This is a genomic window from Ktedonospora formicarum (assembly GCF_016587355.1).
GTDB lineage: Bacteria > Chloroflexota > Ktedonobacteria > Ktedonobacterales > Ktedonobacteraceae > Ktedonobacter > Ktedonobacter formicarum.
The window spans coordinates 3,983,281-3,998,005 of the sequence record NZ_BNJF01000001.1; the positions used below are offsets into that span (position 1 = coordinate 3,983,281).

The 14,725-nt window shown below is 53.4% G+C and carries 14 protein-coding genes; 9 read left to right on the forward strand and 5 right to left on the reverse strand.

Going from position 1 to position 14,725, the window contains the following annotated elements:
- Window positions 1-9: 9 nt before the first annotated feature.
- Entirely contained in the window at window positions 10-1,392 is a 1,383-nt protein-coding gene (locus K3T82_RS17185; protein WP_236031185.1) for a GNAT family N-acetyltransferase, read from the reverse strand.
- Window positions 1,393-1,741: 349 nt separating this feature from the next.
- Here K3T82_RS17185 and K3T82_RS17190 point away from each other — a divergent pair, with 349 nt between their 5' ends.
- From K3T82_RS17190 to K3T82_RS17220, 7 genes are all read left to right on the forward strand, one after another.
- Entirely contained in the window at window positions 1,742-2,005 is a 264-nt protein-coding gene (locus tag K3T82_RS17190; RefSeq protein ID WP_220194667.1) for a 4Fe-4S dicluster domain-containing protein, read from the forward strand.
- Between the two features lie 357 nt (window positions 2,006-2,362).
- Window positions 2,363-3,061, forward strand: a complete 699-nt coding sequence (locus tag K3T82_RS17195) for a hypothetical protein (protein ID WP_220194668.1) — start codon at window positions 2,363-2,365, stop codon at window positions 3,059-3,061.
- Between the two features lie 389 nt (window positions 3,062-3,450).
- On the forward strand, window positions 3,451-3,660 hold the full coding sequence (locus K3T82_RS17200) for a hypothetical protein (RefSeq protein ID WP_220194669.1): 210 nt from the start codon (window positions 3,451-3,453) through the stop codon (window positions 3,658-3,660).
- Window positions 3,661-3,948: 288 nt separating this feature from the next.
- Complete coding sequence (locus K3T82_RS17205; protein ID WP_220194670.1) at window positions 3,949-4,707, forward strand: Bax inhibitor-1/YccA family protein; 759 nt, start codon at window positions 3,949-3,951, stop codon at window positions 4,705-4,707.
- 436 nt (window positions 4,708-5,143) lie between these two features.
- Window positions 5,144-5,500 carry a thioredoxin gene (gene trxA, locus K3T82_RS17210; protein WP_220194671.1) on the forward strand — a complete coding sequence of 119 codons (357 nt, stop codon included), beginning with the start codon at window positions 5,144-5,146 and terminating at the stop codon, window positions 5,498-5,500.
- Between the two features lie 154 nt (window positions 5,501-5,654).
- A complete protein-coding gene (locus K3T82_RS17215; protein WP_220194672.1) occupies window positions 5,655-6,398 on the forward strand; it encodes a GntR family transcriptional regulator in 744 nt (247 codons plus the stop codon).
- A 193-nt stretch (window positions 6,399-6,591) separates the two neighbouring features.
- A complete protein-coding gene (locus K3T82_RS17220; protein WP_220194673.1) occupies window positions 6,592-8,034 on the forward strand; it encodes a tetratricopeptide repeat protein in 1,443 nt (480 codons plus the stop codon).
- A 65-nt stretch (window positions 8,035-8,099) separates the two neighbouring features.
- Here the strand turns inward: K3T82_RS17220 and hepT are convergent, their stop codons facing one another.
- The 3 genes from hepT to moaD form a co-directional block, all read right to left on the reverse strand.
- The gene (gene hepT / locus K3T82_RS17225; protein WP_220194674.1) at window positions 8,100-8,954 is read right to left on the reverse strand and encodes a type VII toxin-antitoxin system HepT family RNase toxin; all 855 of its coding nucleotides are present in this window, start codon (window positions 8,952-8,954) and stop codon (window positions 8,100-8,102) included.
- Between the two features lie 133 nt (window positions 8,955-9,087).
- On the reverse strand, window positions 9,088-9,501 hold the full coding sequence (locus K3T82_RS17230) for a molybdenum cofactor biosynthesis protein MoaE (RefSeq protein ID WP_220194675.1): 414 nt from the start codon (window positions 9,499-9,501) through the stop codon (window positions 9,088-9,090).
- Between the two features lie 5 nt (window positions 9,502-9,506).
- Window positions 9,507-9,773, reverse strand: coding sequence for a molybdopterin converting factor subunit 1 (gene moaD, locus K3T82_RS17235; RefSeq protein ID WP_220194676.1), 267 nt, complete (start codon window positions 9,771-9,773; stop codon window positions 9,507-9,509).
- Between the two features lie 357 nt (window positions 9,774-10,130).
- Here moaD and K3T82_RS17240 point away from each other — a divergent pair, with 357 nt between their 5' ends.
- Window positions 10,131-11,090: an ABC transporter permease gene (locus K3T82_RS17240; RefSeq protein WP_220194677.1), complete on the forward strand. Its 960-nt coding sequence runs from the start codon at window positions 10,131-10,133 to the stop codon at window positions 11,088-11,090.
- Window positions 11,091-11,618: 528 nt separating this feature from the next.
- Window positions 11,619-12,890, forward strand: a complete 1,272-nt coding sequence (locus K3T82_RS17245; RefSeq protein WP_220194678.1) for an MFS transporter — start codon at window positions 11,619-11,621, stop codon at window positions 12,888-12,890.
- Between the two features lie 56 nt (window positions 12,891-12,946).
- On the opposite strand, the gene K3T82_RS17250 is transcribed toward K3T82_RS17245, so the two are convergent.
- Window positions 12,947-14,446, reverse strand: a complete 1,500-nt coding sequence (locus tag K3T82_RS17250; RefSeq protein ID WP_220194679.1) for a leucyl aminopeptidase — start codon at window positions 14,444-14,446, stop codon at window positions 12,947-12,949.
- Between the last annotated feature and the right edge of the window lie 279 nt (window positions 14,447-14,725).

Here is a 14,725-nt window from a genome sequence, read left to right on the forward strand (position 1 = left end):
TCATTCATTTTAGCCGTATACGAATGAAGGGCGCGTCGGGAAGAGGGTGTGTAACACAATTTCAGTGTCGGGACTGACCCTTGTCTCGGGAAAGACATGTTCCAGTTCTTCCAGGCTACGCCGCCCGAAGAGCAGTTGTAGGAAGACCAGGGGGGCGAAGCTCGCGCTCTCGTTTGGCTCATAGATTGGGGCGCGCCAGGGCTCGGCCTGTGTCAGCTTGCCATCTTGAAAGACCAGGCGTAAGCCATCCCGGAAGAAGTTTAACTTCACCTCGCCTCTGTAGCCCGCGAGAATCGAGTCCGCAAGCCGCCGTTCGAGCGCGGGCGCGATCAGGCGCATAAAGGCTGGCAGGTCTGAGACGCGCACATACCAGGCGTAGGGCTTCTCGCTCACTGGTGCTAGCTGCTTGCTGAAGGCGTCGTACAGAGGATGTGTCCCACCCAGGTAGAGCTTGATAGACTGCATGGGCTCGTTCTCGCTATCCTCGACAATAGCCTGCTCACCCAGCGTTTTAAGCGCTCGCAAGAGCGAGGGCATCAGTTCACGCGCGTTGACGCCCGCTACGAGATCCATGGCCCAGACCCTGAAGAGCTCCTCCCAGCGGCGCGCGGCTGTAAACACGTACCCAAGTGAGCATCCTTGGGGATCGACGATAATCTGCACATCGTTATGAACATTACGGGGTCGTCCGGGTGCTGGCTCAATCTCCCACTCTTCAATATTGAAGCGCCAGAAAGCGTCGGGGAGCGCGTTCCAGACGATACTCTCTCCCTGGCGCTGAGTATAGCATTTTTGAATGAAGGGAATATCCTCAACCGTCGCGCGGCGCAGCGTACATCGCTCCTGTTCTCCCGCTTTGAGCGGTGGTATGTGTGCTAACTTGACTGTCTGGCTGCCGCCGAGATCGAGCGCGTATTCATAGCCGAACTGGCGATAGAAATAGGGGATGCCGGTGACGCCCTGGACGATGCGCCCCTCGGACTCGCTCTGGGCGTGCAGCATCGCGAAGAGCTCACGTATCAGACCTTGATGGCGATACTGAGGGTCTGAGGCTACCATCTCAGGACGCCCAATCGGGAAGCGAATACCCTCATATTCCCAGTCATGTCGCCAGAGGCTAGCACAGGCTACGATGGGATGTCCCTTCCTACTGGTATCCTCGACCAGGCCATAATCGTAGGGGGTGGTAAAAGGACAGCGCCCGGTCATGAGCGAGCGAACGAACTCCGCCAGGCTCTTGTTCAGTGGCTGGTCGGCCTTGTGGCGAAAGGCCATGCCAACCAGGTGCGCGAGACCCTCGGTATCCTCGGGCGTTGACCAGCGCAGGACCAGCCCATCTCCCAGTTGCTTACGAAAGGGATGAGACAAGCCTGATCTGGCATCCATCTGCATAGTAATCGTCCTTTTCTGGTAGATGAAACATTGTGAACGCATGGTTCGTGCCCACATGGAGGCGGTTGAGTAGCAGGAGGCCGCAGTTTTATGGCCTATACTCATTTGTTATGATATTGGGCGTGACTCTCGCTGTCAAGTGAAAAAATGAGGTAGCTCTCGGCCCTACGAGTAGCCTATTCTCATCAAGATGCTCATCTGCTTATAAGGGCGCTGGTGGCGCGCGCGCCGCTTTGGGCGTATTTGACATAGCTTGCCCAACACTCTATACTGAAACTGACCGAAAATAGAACTTAGCCGCTGTGCTTGTTTGAGCTTGCATAGTGAGCCGAGAGGAGGATAGCTGGATATGGCTTATGTAATTACTCAGCCGTGCATCGGCGTGAGAGATGCTTCGTGTGTTGATGTCTGCCCCGTTGACTGCATTCACCCTTCTTCTGGTGAGCCTGGATATGAGGAGGCTGAGCAGCTCTTTATCAATCCCGATGAGTGCATTGACTGCGGCGCCTGTGAGCCTGCATGCCCGGTAACGGCCATTTTTGAAGAGTCTGCTGTTCCCGACGAGTGGAAGAGTTATATTAAGATCAACGCCGATTTCTTTAACCAGGGATAGCGGATGATATAAAGGGCCTCATGCGAAAACCCTTCCTCGTGTGAGGGAGAGCCACTGTCGCCGAGGTTTTCCAGAGGCTCAATGTCTTAGGCAAAACCCAACGTTACTAGCGTGACGAGCGCTAACTCCTATGTAGATGGCACGACGCGCTCAGGTTTTTGTAAGGCAGAAAACAAAAGTCACAAAGAAATATCTTTCAAATTTTGGCCTGGGGCAAGCGACGTTTCACACTGCAAGGGGGAGCGGGCTTGCTCCTGGTAGTGTCTGGCATCTTTTGCATCTCGATGTGCTGTGATATACTACAGGTGCTACATTCTTTCAGTACACACACATATCTTCTGTATGGAGCGAACCCCAATGCCAACAACTCGACGTAGACGTGCCAATCCACCCGATCAGCCAGAGAACACAAACAATCACGCTGTTCCAACTGAAAATACCGCCGAGACAGCTGAAACTTCTCCCGCTGAACAAACAATAGAGAAGAAAACAACTTCTGCTGAGGCTGGGCAAGGGGCGCAGGGTGGTGAGGGTGATATTTCCCCCTATCAACAGGCGCAAACTACTTACACAGGCATCCCAGCAAACAACAATGAGCGTCGTGTAGAGTCAAGGAACGAGCGCCATGACGTTCCCGCACCTGCCGAACAACCAGCCCCAACCGTGACGCGACGTCCGACCTTCCGCCGCCCGCCATTGTCTTCGGCTAGCGCGCTGAACGGGACGACACATATTGCCGCGCCACAGCCAACCCCGCTGCCCCCGCCGCCGCCGCCGGTAACGCCTCCACCTATGCCTACACCAACCCATGAGATTAGCCTGCCTCTGGGCAATCTATTACACTTGGCGTACAATCCCAGTTATACGGGCTCCGATGAGGCGCGCAAAACGTTGCTGCATAAGTTGGCTCAGGAAAGCAAAACCGGTGGGCGTGCGCGTTGTTGGAGCTGTGGCTCACTGGCGATTGCCTATGATTACTGGAACACGCGCAGCAAAAACTTTGGTGAAGTCGGCATCGCTTTTTGCGAGATTTGCGGTGTATGGAGTGTCATGTAAATCCTGTAGTGAGACCTACTCCTTATGAGAAAACCTGAGCACGGCAGTGCTAGCCGCGAAAGCGGCGTTGGTTTTCGCATGAGACCTACTCCTTATGAGAAAACCTGAGCACGGCAGTGCTAGCCGCGAAAGCGGCGTTGGTTTTCGCATGAGACCTACTCCTTATGAGAAAACCTGAGCACGTTCGGGTTGATACGAGAACCAATGCTGCCTGAACAGCGGCTAGCGCAGACCCCCAGGCGGAGGGATGGTGCGTTCTGGTTCTCGTACACGGAATTCGTGCTAGCCGAGCGAGCGGCGTTAGTTTTCGCATAAGCTATTATCAAGTGTGTCCATATCTCTATCCGGCGTAGATGAGTCTCGGACAAGTATTTAGGGAGTAAGCCAGGATGACAACAGACCAGGATATTGCTATAACCCCACGCTGTCCGCGCTGTAAGAGTATTATGTTTAAGCCTGCTGGTAGCACACTATACTGGCACGCGGATGCGAACCATCCAGCATGTAGCATTACAAATATACCCGAATCGCCTGAGTTTACGATGTCAGCGCGCGAGGCGGAGGCACAGCGTGCCGCCGACGATGCTCTGGCACGCTAAACCTCGCCCTCCATCGGAGTGTTCTATAGTAGGCGAGGTTGTGCTGGCGCACATGGAAGCGCCTATTCAAAGGTTATCGATAGTGCATCGGCGTTAGCAGGGGTTCAGGCTGGCTATCAACGTCAGGGGTGTAACCCAGATTTGTATTTGTACGTATAGCTAATGAGTAGACTTTTAAAGGCGCGGAAAACCGTAACACCGCGTTTAATGTTGCTAACAAGGGCTCGCACTAGAGATGAGATACAGGATGGCGAATGCCTCTGTTAGTGTTGTCTGCGAGGTAGATCTATGTACAATCCACGAAACAATAACCCATATGGTGGTGGCCCGTATAATCGCCCCTTTGGTGGGCGGAGACAGAACCTGTTTGGTTCGGCCTATGATTATCAAAGCCTGCCATATGGCTATACTAATACAGCCGCGCAATCGAGCAGTTTGATGGGTAAGGTCCTGAGTATGTTGGGCCTCTCCTTCCTGATTGCCTCGGTTGGGGCATTTTTTGGCATCTCGATTGGTCTTGGTTCAGGAGCCTCTCTGTTCGTTGTCCTGCTTGGCTTTGTTGTCTTAATTGCGCTCCAATTCTTGATCCAGCGCCAGGGCATTAACCTGTTCCTGCTCTATACCTTTACCTTTCTAGAGGGCCTCGCGCTCGCGCCCTTGCTCGGTGCCTACCTCTATGCCGCGCCCACGATCCTGTTTCAGGCATTCGCGATTACAGCGGTGGCTTCGATTGGCCTGGGCGTCTATGCCTGGACGACGAAACGTGACTTCTCGCGCCTGGGGGACTATCTCTTCTGGGGCCTGATCCTGCTCATCGTCGCTGGCCTGATTGGCTTCTTCTTCCGCTCACCACTCTTCTATACCGTGGTGGCCTTTGTGGGAGTTGCCATCTTCTCTGGCTTTGTGCTCTACTATATCCAGCGTGCGAAGTATATGGCAGACACCACTCCTAATGCGATTGGTCTGACTGTCTCCATCTTCCTGACTGTCATCAACCTTTTCCTGTATATCTTGCAGATTCTCTCCATCTTTTCGCGCCGCGATTAAGCATGAGAAGTCTGGCTCGCAGTATACTATGTGTAGGTAGATGAATGCTCACTCTTTGTTCGGAAACCTGAGCGCTTTGTACTAGCCGCCGACAGGCGGCGCCGTGCCCTCGAATGAGGGTTGGTTTTCGCATAAGACCTTTAGATAGAGCAACGCGAAATACGCCGTCTACAGAACAAAACCGGAATAGAACTACGTCCGGTTTTGTTTTCGTGAATAGCTGTTACTACTTATTCGAAAACCTGACCATATAAGCCTCTGGCTACAATAGCGGTGCTGGTTTCGTATAAGCGCTTAGAAGCCTCTCTTAGTATAGGAGAGTGGATGTTAAGCACTGAGCTCAACCTGTAGAGCATAAATATAAGGTAGAGAGAAAGGAGTGCGGCTCGCCCTCCACTTCACATAGTATGAAGGATGCTTGCCGCGAGAAATCAGTATGAGCACACACGCGAATCTCATTCATGTTGGTGACCAGGACTTTAGCGATAAGGTCCTTCAATCCTCCACTCCGGTGATTGTGGACTTCTGGGCTGCCTGGTGTGGCCCCTGTCGCATGATTGCCCCTCACTATGAGCGCATGAGTGACGATTACCAGGGGAAACTGGTCTTCGCCAAAATGGACGTCGACGAGAATGGTAATGTTCCCCGCCAGTATGGCGTCCAGGCAATACCTACTCTGCTGGTGTTTAAGGGTGGTCAGGTCATTGGACGCCTGGTCGGTGCCTCGCAGCCCGCGAAGCTGAAAGCAGACATTGATCGTATTCTTGCCGAAAATGGTGTTGCCACAGCATAATCTTTTGATGCAAATCTGGTCCCGAAAGGGGCCAGATCGCATTTTTGCCGCTTTTACTACTCGACGCTTTCTTCTTTTTGTGATATTATTCTTGCCATAACATACTATATACATTACATTTTAAATTGTTGTATGGACATAAGGGGAACCGTATATGCCAATTCTAGAGCGTTCAAATCCGTTGCCGTTGTATTATCAGCTAAAGGAAGTGCTCAAGCAGCAGATTCAAGCAGGGCACCTGGCCCCACATATGGCGATTCCGTCAGAGCCAGAACTGGTCGCGCAATATCATGTGAGCCGCGCCACCGTGCGACAGGCGTTGACCGAACTGGTACATGAAGGGTTGTTGTATCGACAGCATGGGCGGGGCACCTTCGTATGCGAGCCACGCGTGCAACAGCGTGTCGCCAGTGAACTGACTAGCTTCTCTGAGGAGCTGCGAAGGCGTGGTCTCAAGCCGGGTGGCCTACTGTTTGTCAGCGAGCTTGTAAGAGGCTCTCAGGCGGTACGTGAGCAGTTGCGCCTGACCGATGAGGAGCAAGTTGTACGCCTGGAGCGCCTGCGCACAGCGAACGATGAGCCGATTGCCTATGAGGTTAATTATCTGCCCTATCCTCGCGCGGCCAGTGTATACCAACGCGCCAAAGAGGTTGCTGATGGCTCTCTCTATCACTTAATGTCAACCGAAGGTCTTGCCCCCTATATGGTTGAACATGCTTTCAGGGGCGATTCGCCAACGAGTCGCGAGGCTGAGCTTCTGCATCTCAAAGAGAACGAATGTGGTATGCGTTCATCCTGCACAACCTTCGATGAGACCGGGGCTCCTATCGCCTATACCGAGGCGTACTATCCAAGTGGACGCTTTGAGCATCGCCTGACCTTGCGCGTTACCAAATAAGTTCTGTGATTGCTGCCGGGCGTGTGTTATGTCTTGCGCTCCTACCTTTCTGCCTGCTACACTTTGTGAGGGTGAATTTTGCCCTCTACCATATGGGTAGAGCATGATTTGGATAGAGCCGCTTCGTCATGAGCATGCGATGCGCGTGCCAGGCGTTCCCACAGCTATAGTGAGAGGCAAAAAGAGAGATTAAATGGATAACGAGCAAAATACAGAGCAGCGTAATACTTTTCCGATGCATTTCGTGAGACGGGAAGATATGCGCGAGCCGGACCCGGCGGATGGTCAAGCCTGGACTGACCGAGGCAACAACGCTGCCGCGAATGAGGATTATGAGACCGCCGCGGAGTGCTTTGAGCGCGCTGTCGCGGCTGATCCGGAAGATGCGCGCGCGCGCTATAATCTCGCTCTGTCCCAGCAGTATCTCGGTGATACTGAGCTGGCTATTGCCGGATACCGCCGCGCTATCGATCTGAACCCCAATCTGATCGATGCCTACATCAATTTAGGCAATCTGTATGGTGAGATTGGGATATATGAGGAGTCGTTGGAGACGTTCCAGCAAGGGCTGGAATTGGATCCCCAGAGCGATGAACTCTATTTGAGCGTAGGTGATACTTATCGCCTGCAAAACCTCTACCGCGACGCGATTCAAGCTTATCGTCAGGCACTCGTTTTGAATCCCGACAATACGCTGGCTGCTGACAATCTGCGCGACGTACGTGAACGTGTCAACGATCAGTTACGTAGGTTGATGGATCAGGAGAGCCGCATTGACGAAGATCCTGCTGATCCTGCTCGCTATGCTGAGCTGGCAAGCATCCATTTGGATATGCATCGCTATGATGATGCCCTCTCGCTGGCTAATCATATGATTGCGCTCGATCCCAATGGTCGCTCTGGCTATGATATGCTGGCGGCAGTCTATGAGCAGATGGGTGACGCGGAACAGGCGGCAGAGATCTACCAGCGCATGGCGGAACAGCAACCCGACGATCCTGATATCTGGGAGAAGCTCGGTTTCTGGCGTTCATCACAGAATCGCCTCGAAGACGCGGTGAGCGCCTACGAACAGGCTGTCCAGCTTGATCCTCAGCGCTCAGCAGCTCGCTTTAGTCTGGCGGAGGCCTATCTGGAAACAGACCGCTACGTGGATGCCTTGCCTATCTATCAGAGTATGGTGGAGACCGGCGAGGGGCTGCTTCAGGATGATGATCTGGCGGCAGCCTATGCTGGTCTGGCGGAGACGTATAACTCATTGGGCCGTCATGATGAAGCTATGCGTACCGCTCAGCAGTTACTTGAGCGCTTTGAGGATGACGCCGAAGGCTACTATCAGCTAGCGGTTGCGTATGATGGCCTGGAGCGCCCTAATGATGCCATTGAGAGCTATCTCAACGCCATCGATGCTGATCCGCTCAACGCTGACTACTATAATGATCTCGCCGATACGCTTCTGGCAGAGGAGCGCTATGACGAGGCGTTGGAGTACGCGCAGCAGGCTATCGCGATGGACCCCTCGTTGATGGTGGCTTATGAGACCCTTGCCCAGGTGTACGATTCGTTAGGACGCACGGAAGAGGCTGAAGAGGCCCGTGGGCAGGCGCAGCAACTCCGTTCCGTTACAGGCTCTTAGGCTTTGCTTGCGACGCGACAATAATCACTTATCATGCCCCTGGCTGCTTCTGGAGTCGGGGGCTTTTATTCTGCCTGTATGTCGCTCAGGTGAGCGGCGATAGTACTCTCGAATTCTTCCAGGTCTTCCAGGCGGTGTTGGAGGTGTTCATAGAGCAACGCCGGGCTGTGAGACGCGCCAGGATGGACTAGTTCATCGCGCAGGTTCGTGAGCAATTCCAGGCGAAAGGTTAGGGGGCGCGGAAGCCATTGTTGCGCTGCGAGTATGCTCAAGAGGTCATGGTAATCTTCCGCCTTCCGTATTCCCATCGCGGAGATTATAAGAGCACAGATGTAGAGGCATGCTTCTATGGCTTGCTGTAGGTAGCGCTCGGCCAGACCATAATAGTGATAGTCGGCCAAAAAGTCCTCGCGTGGTTTCTGACGCAGGTCGTGTAGAATGGTCATTGCCGAGTGCATCTGTTGCAGGGTTGGCTTGATTAGATTAGCGTCGATATGTTGCAGTGGTTGACCACGCAGGCGGCGGTTGAGGGCCTGACTTTGTATCTCGTCGAACTTCTTAAAGTCCAGGTAGGCCATAACTGCGTGCGCCTCGAAGAGTACGCGGCGACGCTCGTCGCGACTGAAGAGAATCTGTCCATATTTGATGACTTGAGACTTGAGGAGGAGAGACGCTTTATTGAGAATAACTACATCAATACTATCCGACTCCAGGCGCTTTGCCAGTTCGCTAAAGAAGTAGAGCTGGTAATCAAGAAACTGATCAGCTTTGACTTGCTCCATCAAGAGGATGGCAATATCGATATCCTTGAAGTTCCCGAAGGTGGCACGATTTGAGGGAGCACCGGCTAGGTAGGCGGCATTAACGGGGTTCTGGGCAAAGAGTTGTGTCAGTTGTGTCTGCTTTTCGAATAAGTTCATCAACGACCTCTCAAGATATACCCTGGACTGATCCCAGGCCGTTGCCACATGGGTTGCATGCCCTGTTGTGTTTCTCTACCTTACAGCAAGGCCGCACCCCTCTTCTACACTATACCATAAAAAAGGCTCTTTGCTAACCTTCCACCCACTCTTCTCCGTTGGTTGCGACCTCTTTTTTCCAGATCGGGACTGTGGCCTTGAGCGTGTCAATAATGTAGCGACATGCGTCAAAAGCTTCCGCGCGATGAGGACTGGCGACGACGATAATCACGCTTGCTTCGCCGATCTCCAGGCGTCCAAAGCGATGAGCCACCGCGATCCGCTCCACTCCCCAGCGCTGTTGGGCTTCTTTGCATATAGCCTGAATTTGCTGATATGCCATCTCTTCATAGGCTTCATACTCCAGGTAGCGTACCTCTTTGCCGCGTGCGTTGTCGCGTACAACACCCTCGAAGACGACGATTCCTCCCACGCTGGGATGGCTGACGGCCTCGACCAGGACATCGCGCCTGAGCGGTTCATGTGTCAATTGCACTATAGGTTCCATATTGTTTACTCTGCTCCTCTCTCTGCATTTCCTCCACCCATTGGCGGTATAAAAACAAGCTCATCACCTTCATGGAGAGCAGCCTCGGGTTGCACATAGGCACGATTAACCGCGCATAGGCAGCGCTCAAGAATGGCCCGCAGGCCTGCGTAGCGCGTGACGAGCATGGCCCGCACGTCGCTGACGCTCGCTCCTGTGGGTAATTCTAATATCTCATCCCCGCGGCCTGTGGCCTCGCGTAACGAGGCAAAATAGCGAATGTGAATTTTCATGCGGAAAGTATACCACACATTCACCCACACAGAGCGCCCCGCCTATGTAGGCTTTTGTCCGCGTTGATCTTTACTTATGCTGAGGATGCACGTCGCTATGGGCTATGATGGTGAAGTTTCAGGTGTTTGCAACGTAGTATAAGTAATATTGAGGGGGATCTGGTAAATTAAGAGTGAAGGCTATTCAGATGGCATGAGTTTCGGAAGAGGTTTGGCGCTCTATCTATAATTCTATTGCCATTGGCAGGAAAATTTGGTACAAATAGCTGATAAGCAAGCATCAGTATCTTCAAAAGTGTTATGTGAAATAGCGTCGTGCGTCGGGCGAAGCATTTCCTCCGTGCAAAGGAGCGTAACATGGTTCAGTTTCTTGTGAAACGCCTCATCGGGTTTATTTTTGTCGCGCTTTGTGTCTCATTCATTACCTTTGTCCTGGGCTATAACGCGCCTGGCGACCCCATTCGGGCTCTGCTGGGACAGCACCAGGATCCGGTGCTTTACGCGGCTCTTCGGCACCAGTATGGCCTGGATCTACCCTGGTACCAGCAGTACTGGAACTTTCTTAGTGGCGCGTTACGCCTGAACTTTGGTTATTCCTTCCATATCCAGGGGAAGCCCGTCTCAGAGTTGATCGTGCAGGGCATTCCTTTCTCTGCTGAGCTTGGCTTCTGGGGTTTTGTGATTACTCTGCTGCTGGGTATTCCTGTTGGTGTGGTTGCCGCGTTACGAGCAAACAAATGGGCCGATACCACACTCATGGCTATCGCTCTTATCTGCTGGGCGCTGCCAACCTTTATCATTGCCATTTTCGCCCAGGTGGGCATTGTCTGGTTCGACAAATGGACTGGGATTCAGTGGCCGGTAGCTAACTGGGGTACAGCCTGGAGTTATACCCCTGATGACCTCCAATACAAGATCGTTCCAATCCTGATCTATGCCCTGGTGGGTTTTGCCTTTTACTCTCGCTACACTCGCACAACTCTGCTGGAAACTCTGCGCCAGGACTATGTGCGCACCGCGCGTGCGAAAGGTCTGGCCGAGCGCTTGGTCGTCTATCGCCATGCTTTCCGCAACGCGCTGATTCCGCTGGTGACCTCAATCGGCCTGGCTTTTGGTTTTGTGATCGCGGGCTCGTTCTTCATTGAGCAGATCTTCAATATTCCTGGCGTCGCGTCGATTGGTCTGCAAGCCATCAATGACCGCGATTATCCCGTGATTCAGGCGTCGGTCTTGCTGGTTGCAAGTTGCGTCGTAATCGGTAACCTGATTTCTGACCTGCTCTACACAGTGGTTGATCCACGCATCAAGCTTGAGTAGTATCGAGATAAGCTATTCATGGCAGATCTAATAAGTAGCCCTGCTATAGAAGGGATGAGGTATGCTTCTTCGCATACCTCATCCTTTTCCATTTGCCTCGATTATGGATGTGGTATACTAAGACCAATATCTTCAATGAAAGCTGAGGTGCCCCGATGGGTATCACCTTCATCACGCTCCAGTAGTGCAGCCGCATTGCTTGAGCGTATCTGGAAAATAGCCTGTTGCCCCTGCTTATAAGACATTATCTCAAAGATAATGTCTCTGTCCCCGCACCCCTGATCTTGCCCTTTTCCACATACCTCAACCATCTAACCCTTGCTTGCTTCTCGCTCTCTGGGAATTAATTGCCCTCTAACCATGCTGTGTTTGATATCACCTATAACAGCGTTCTGAAGGCATGTTCTCCCATCTGTTGGCGCAGAGCTTCAGCCTGCGCAAGAGCTTAAGCTTACGCAGGGCTCACTTCCATGCGGCTCCACCCCTGATCGATACATTACATAGTTTGCTTGCATGGAGATAGCATATATGGGTACTACATTGGATGAGAAGTTTAAGAAGCTTTCAATGCCCAGGAGGCTTCTTAAGCAAATAGGGTTGAGCCGTCAGTTCTCGCTCCTCTGGACGGGACAGACCATCTCGACCTTTGGTTCTATGATTACGGGAACGAGTATGGGACTGATTGCGGTCCTGGTACTACATGCTTTACCGTTTCATCTGGGAATACTGGCCTTTCTGGAAGCAGTGCCAGTTCTCGTCTTTGGTCCACTTGCTGGCCTGATCGTTGATCGTGTCCCACGTCGCCCTGTCCTGATCCTGGTCGATATCGGGCGAGCCTTGCTCCTGGCGTTGATACCCCTGGCAGCCTGGCTCGGTCTATTGCGGATTGACTTGCTCTACATCGTTATATTGCTTACCGCGACGCTTTCGGTCTTCTTCGTGGTTGCCTATCAGTCCTTCTTGCCTCACCTGTTGCCCCCTGAGCAGATCTTAGAGGGCAATAGTCGCCTCGGGCTGAGTGATGCGCTAGCGGAGAGTGTTGGACCAACGCTGGCGGGCGCGTTGATTACACTGATAGGCGCGCCTGTCGCTATCGCGCTCGATGCTCTCTCTTTTCTGGTTTCTGCGCTTTCGCTGGGCCTCATGCGCGTGCCTGAACCGGAGCGGATGCGGCGGATGACGTCAAGGCGACCATGGGGCGATTTTCTTGAAGGGATAGAGGTAATCTGGCGTGAGCCAGTGCTACGCGCGAGTGCGCTTGGGGGGATGCTGCACAACTTCTGTGGTGGAACCTTCGCGGCCCTTTATACTTTGTTCGTTGTTCGTGAGCTTGGGATCACACCTCTGGGGCTAGGACTGGCCATCTCACTAGGAGGCTGTGGAGCAATCCTGGGAACAATGCTGACTCCCTGGTTTGTGCGCCGTTGGGGGAGTGGGCGCGTCCTGATCGCGGGGATTCTTCTGCATGCCTGTATAAGCATCTGGACACCCTGGATAACGGGTGCCTCCTGGTTTGTACTCGCCTTCCTCTGTGCGTCACAGTTTGTAGGTGATATCGGATATCAGGCGTATGCCCTGAATATGCTCAGCCTGCGCCAGCGTCTTGTAGAGGAGCGTTTACAGGGAAGAGTGCATGCCTGTATGCATGTGCTCAATAATGGGATCGCGCCTCTTGGAGCCCTGCTGGCGGGAGCCCTGGCGCAGTTTATCGGTGTGCGCCTGACACTTATGCTCGGTATTGTGGGTATGCTTCTGGCGACACTCTGCTTTCTGCGGCGTGCGATCTGGCGCTTGCGTTAACTAGCTCAAAGCGGAGGGGAAAGCCCCTCCGCTTTGATTGGTACATGCTCCTGGGCTTACTGAGCCCGACTGAGAGCCAACTCGGCGAGAGTACGTACGCCGAAGCCTGTTCCGCCCTTCTCCATGTTCTTCGGGCTCTCGGTGAAGGCCGTTCCTGCGATATCCAGGTGCGCCCATTTAGCATCCGAGACGAAGTGCTCAAGGATCTTGGCGGCGGTAACCGAGGACGCGCCACGTCCACCAGTCTGCTTCACATCGGCGACATCGCTCTTTACGAGGTCGCCATACTCCTCGTCCAGAGGCATGGGCCAGAATTTCTCGCCCGCCGCGTGTCCAGCCTCGATGATCTGCTGCTGCAAGCCATCATCGTTGCTGAAGAGTCCGCTCATAACATTACCGAGCGCGACAACGATGCCACCAGTCAGCGTTGCCAGGTCGATAATGGGTGAGTAACCCTCCTGTGAGGCATAAGAGAGGGCATCAGCTAGGATCAGGCGTCCCTCTGCGTCTGTATTCACGATTTCAATGGTCTTGCCATTGAGAATGCGTAGAATGTCGCCTGGGCGGTACGCTGTACCACTTGGCATATTCTCGCAGGTGGGAACAAAGCCTGTGACGTTGACTTTGGGTTTGAGAGCAGCGATGGCTTGCATCGCGCCGATTACGGCGGCTGCCCCGCCCATGTCACTCTTCATCGTCTCCATGCTGGCGGCGGGCTTGAGCGAGATACCACCGGTGTCGAAGGTAATACCCTTACCAACGAGGGCCAGACCCGGCTCCGTGCTCTCTGGCGCGCCTCTGTAGCGTAAGATGACAAAGCGTGGCGGCTGGGCGCTTCCCTGGGTGACGCCCAACAAACCACCCATTTTTAGCTCCTCAATCTTCGCCTTATCAAAGACCTCGCACTCCAGACCAAATTCTCGTGCCATTGCGCTCGCGCGGTTTGCGAGCTCGGTTGGCGTCAGAACATTGGGTGGCTCGTTGACAAGGTCGCGTGCGAAGTTGGTGGCATCAGCCAGGGCCTTGCCTTTCTGAATACCCTGCTCCACGGCGACTTTATTCCTTTCGGACGCCAGGAATTGGACAGCCTCAAGCTGGGTATTCTCATTGGTGCTTCGCTGGTATTTGCGGAAGGTATAGGCTCCTAATAGCAGTCCTTCGGTGAGCGCCTGGGCTGCTTCGGTGATATCGAGCGTATCGTCATGGGTTAAGGTCGCGCTCTGAGCGCCAGTGCTGCGCATATGGCGCACAATGCTCGCTCCCAGTTTGCGCAATGATTGGGGCATTACTTTGTTGGCGCTGCCAAGACCCACGACAAGTACACGTCTGGGGGCAAGTTTGCCCAGCGTATGGATTGTGAGAATTTCACCTGCATTGCCTTTGAATTCCCCACTGGTGCCACAATCGACGATAACACCTCCAAGAGCCTGGTCAACTGTCGTTGCTGCTGAAGAGAGGCTGATACCTTTCTGGTCGCCAGATGGACGGGTCGCTGTGACAATGAGCACGTCGCTGGCGACATCGTTGACCGCTTGCGTTGTTACACGAATGTCCATAATACAAACTTTCTAGCTGTCTTGCTTCACGCGGCCCACGGTCAGGTCGCGGAATAAGGACATTGAGCCTATTAGCCATCGCTTACTTGCACGGTTGGTAGTGAGCGCTTGCGATGACAAAACAAATAGCCATATGGTCGAAGAGCCATATGTCTTTAGTATGGCTTATTTAACCGCTAGCGTCAAAGTAATTGCCCACTCCTTATCCAGAAAACCTGAGCGCGGATGCGCTAGCCGCGAGGAGCGGCGTTGGTTTTCGCATAAGACGCACTCCTTATC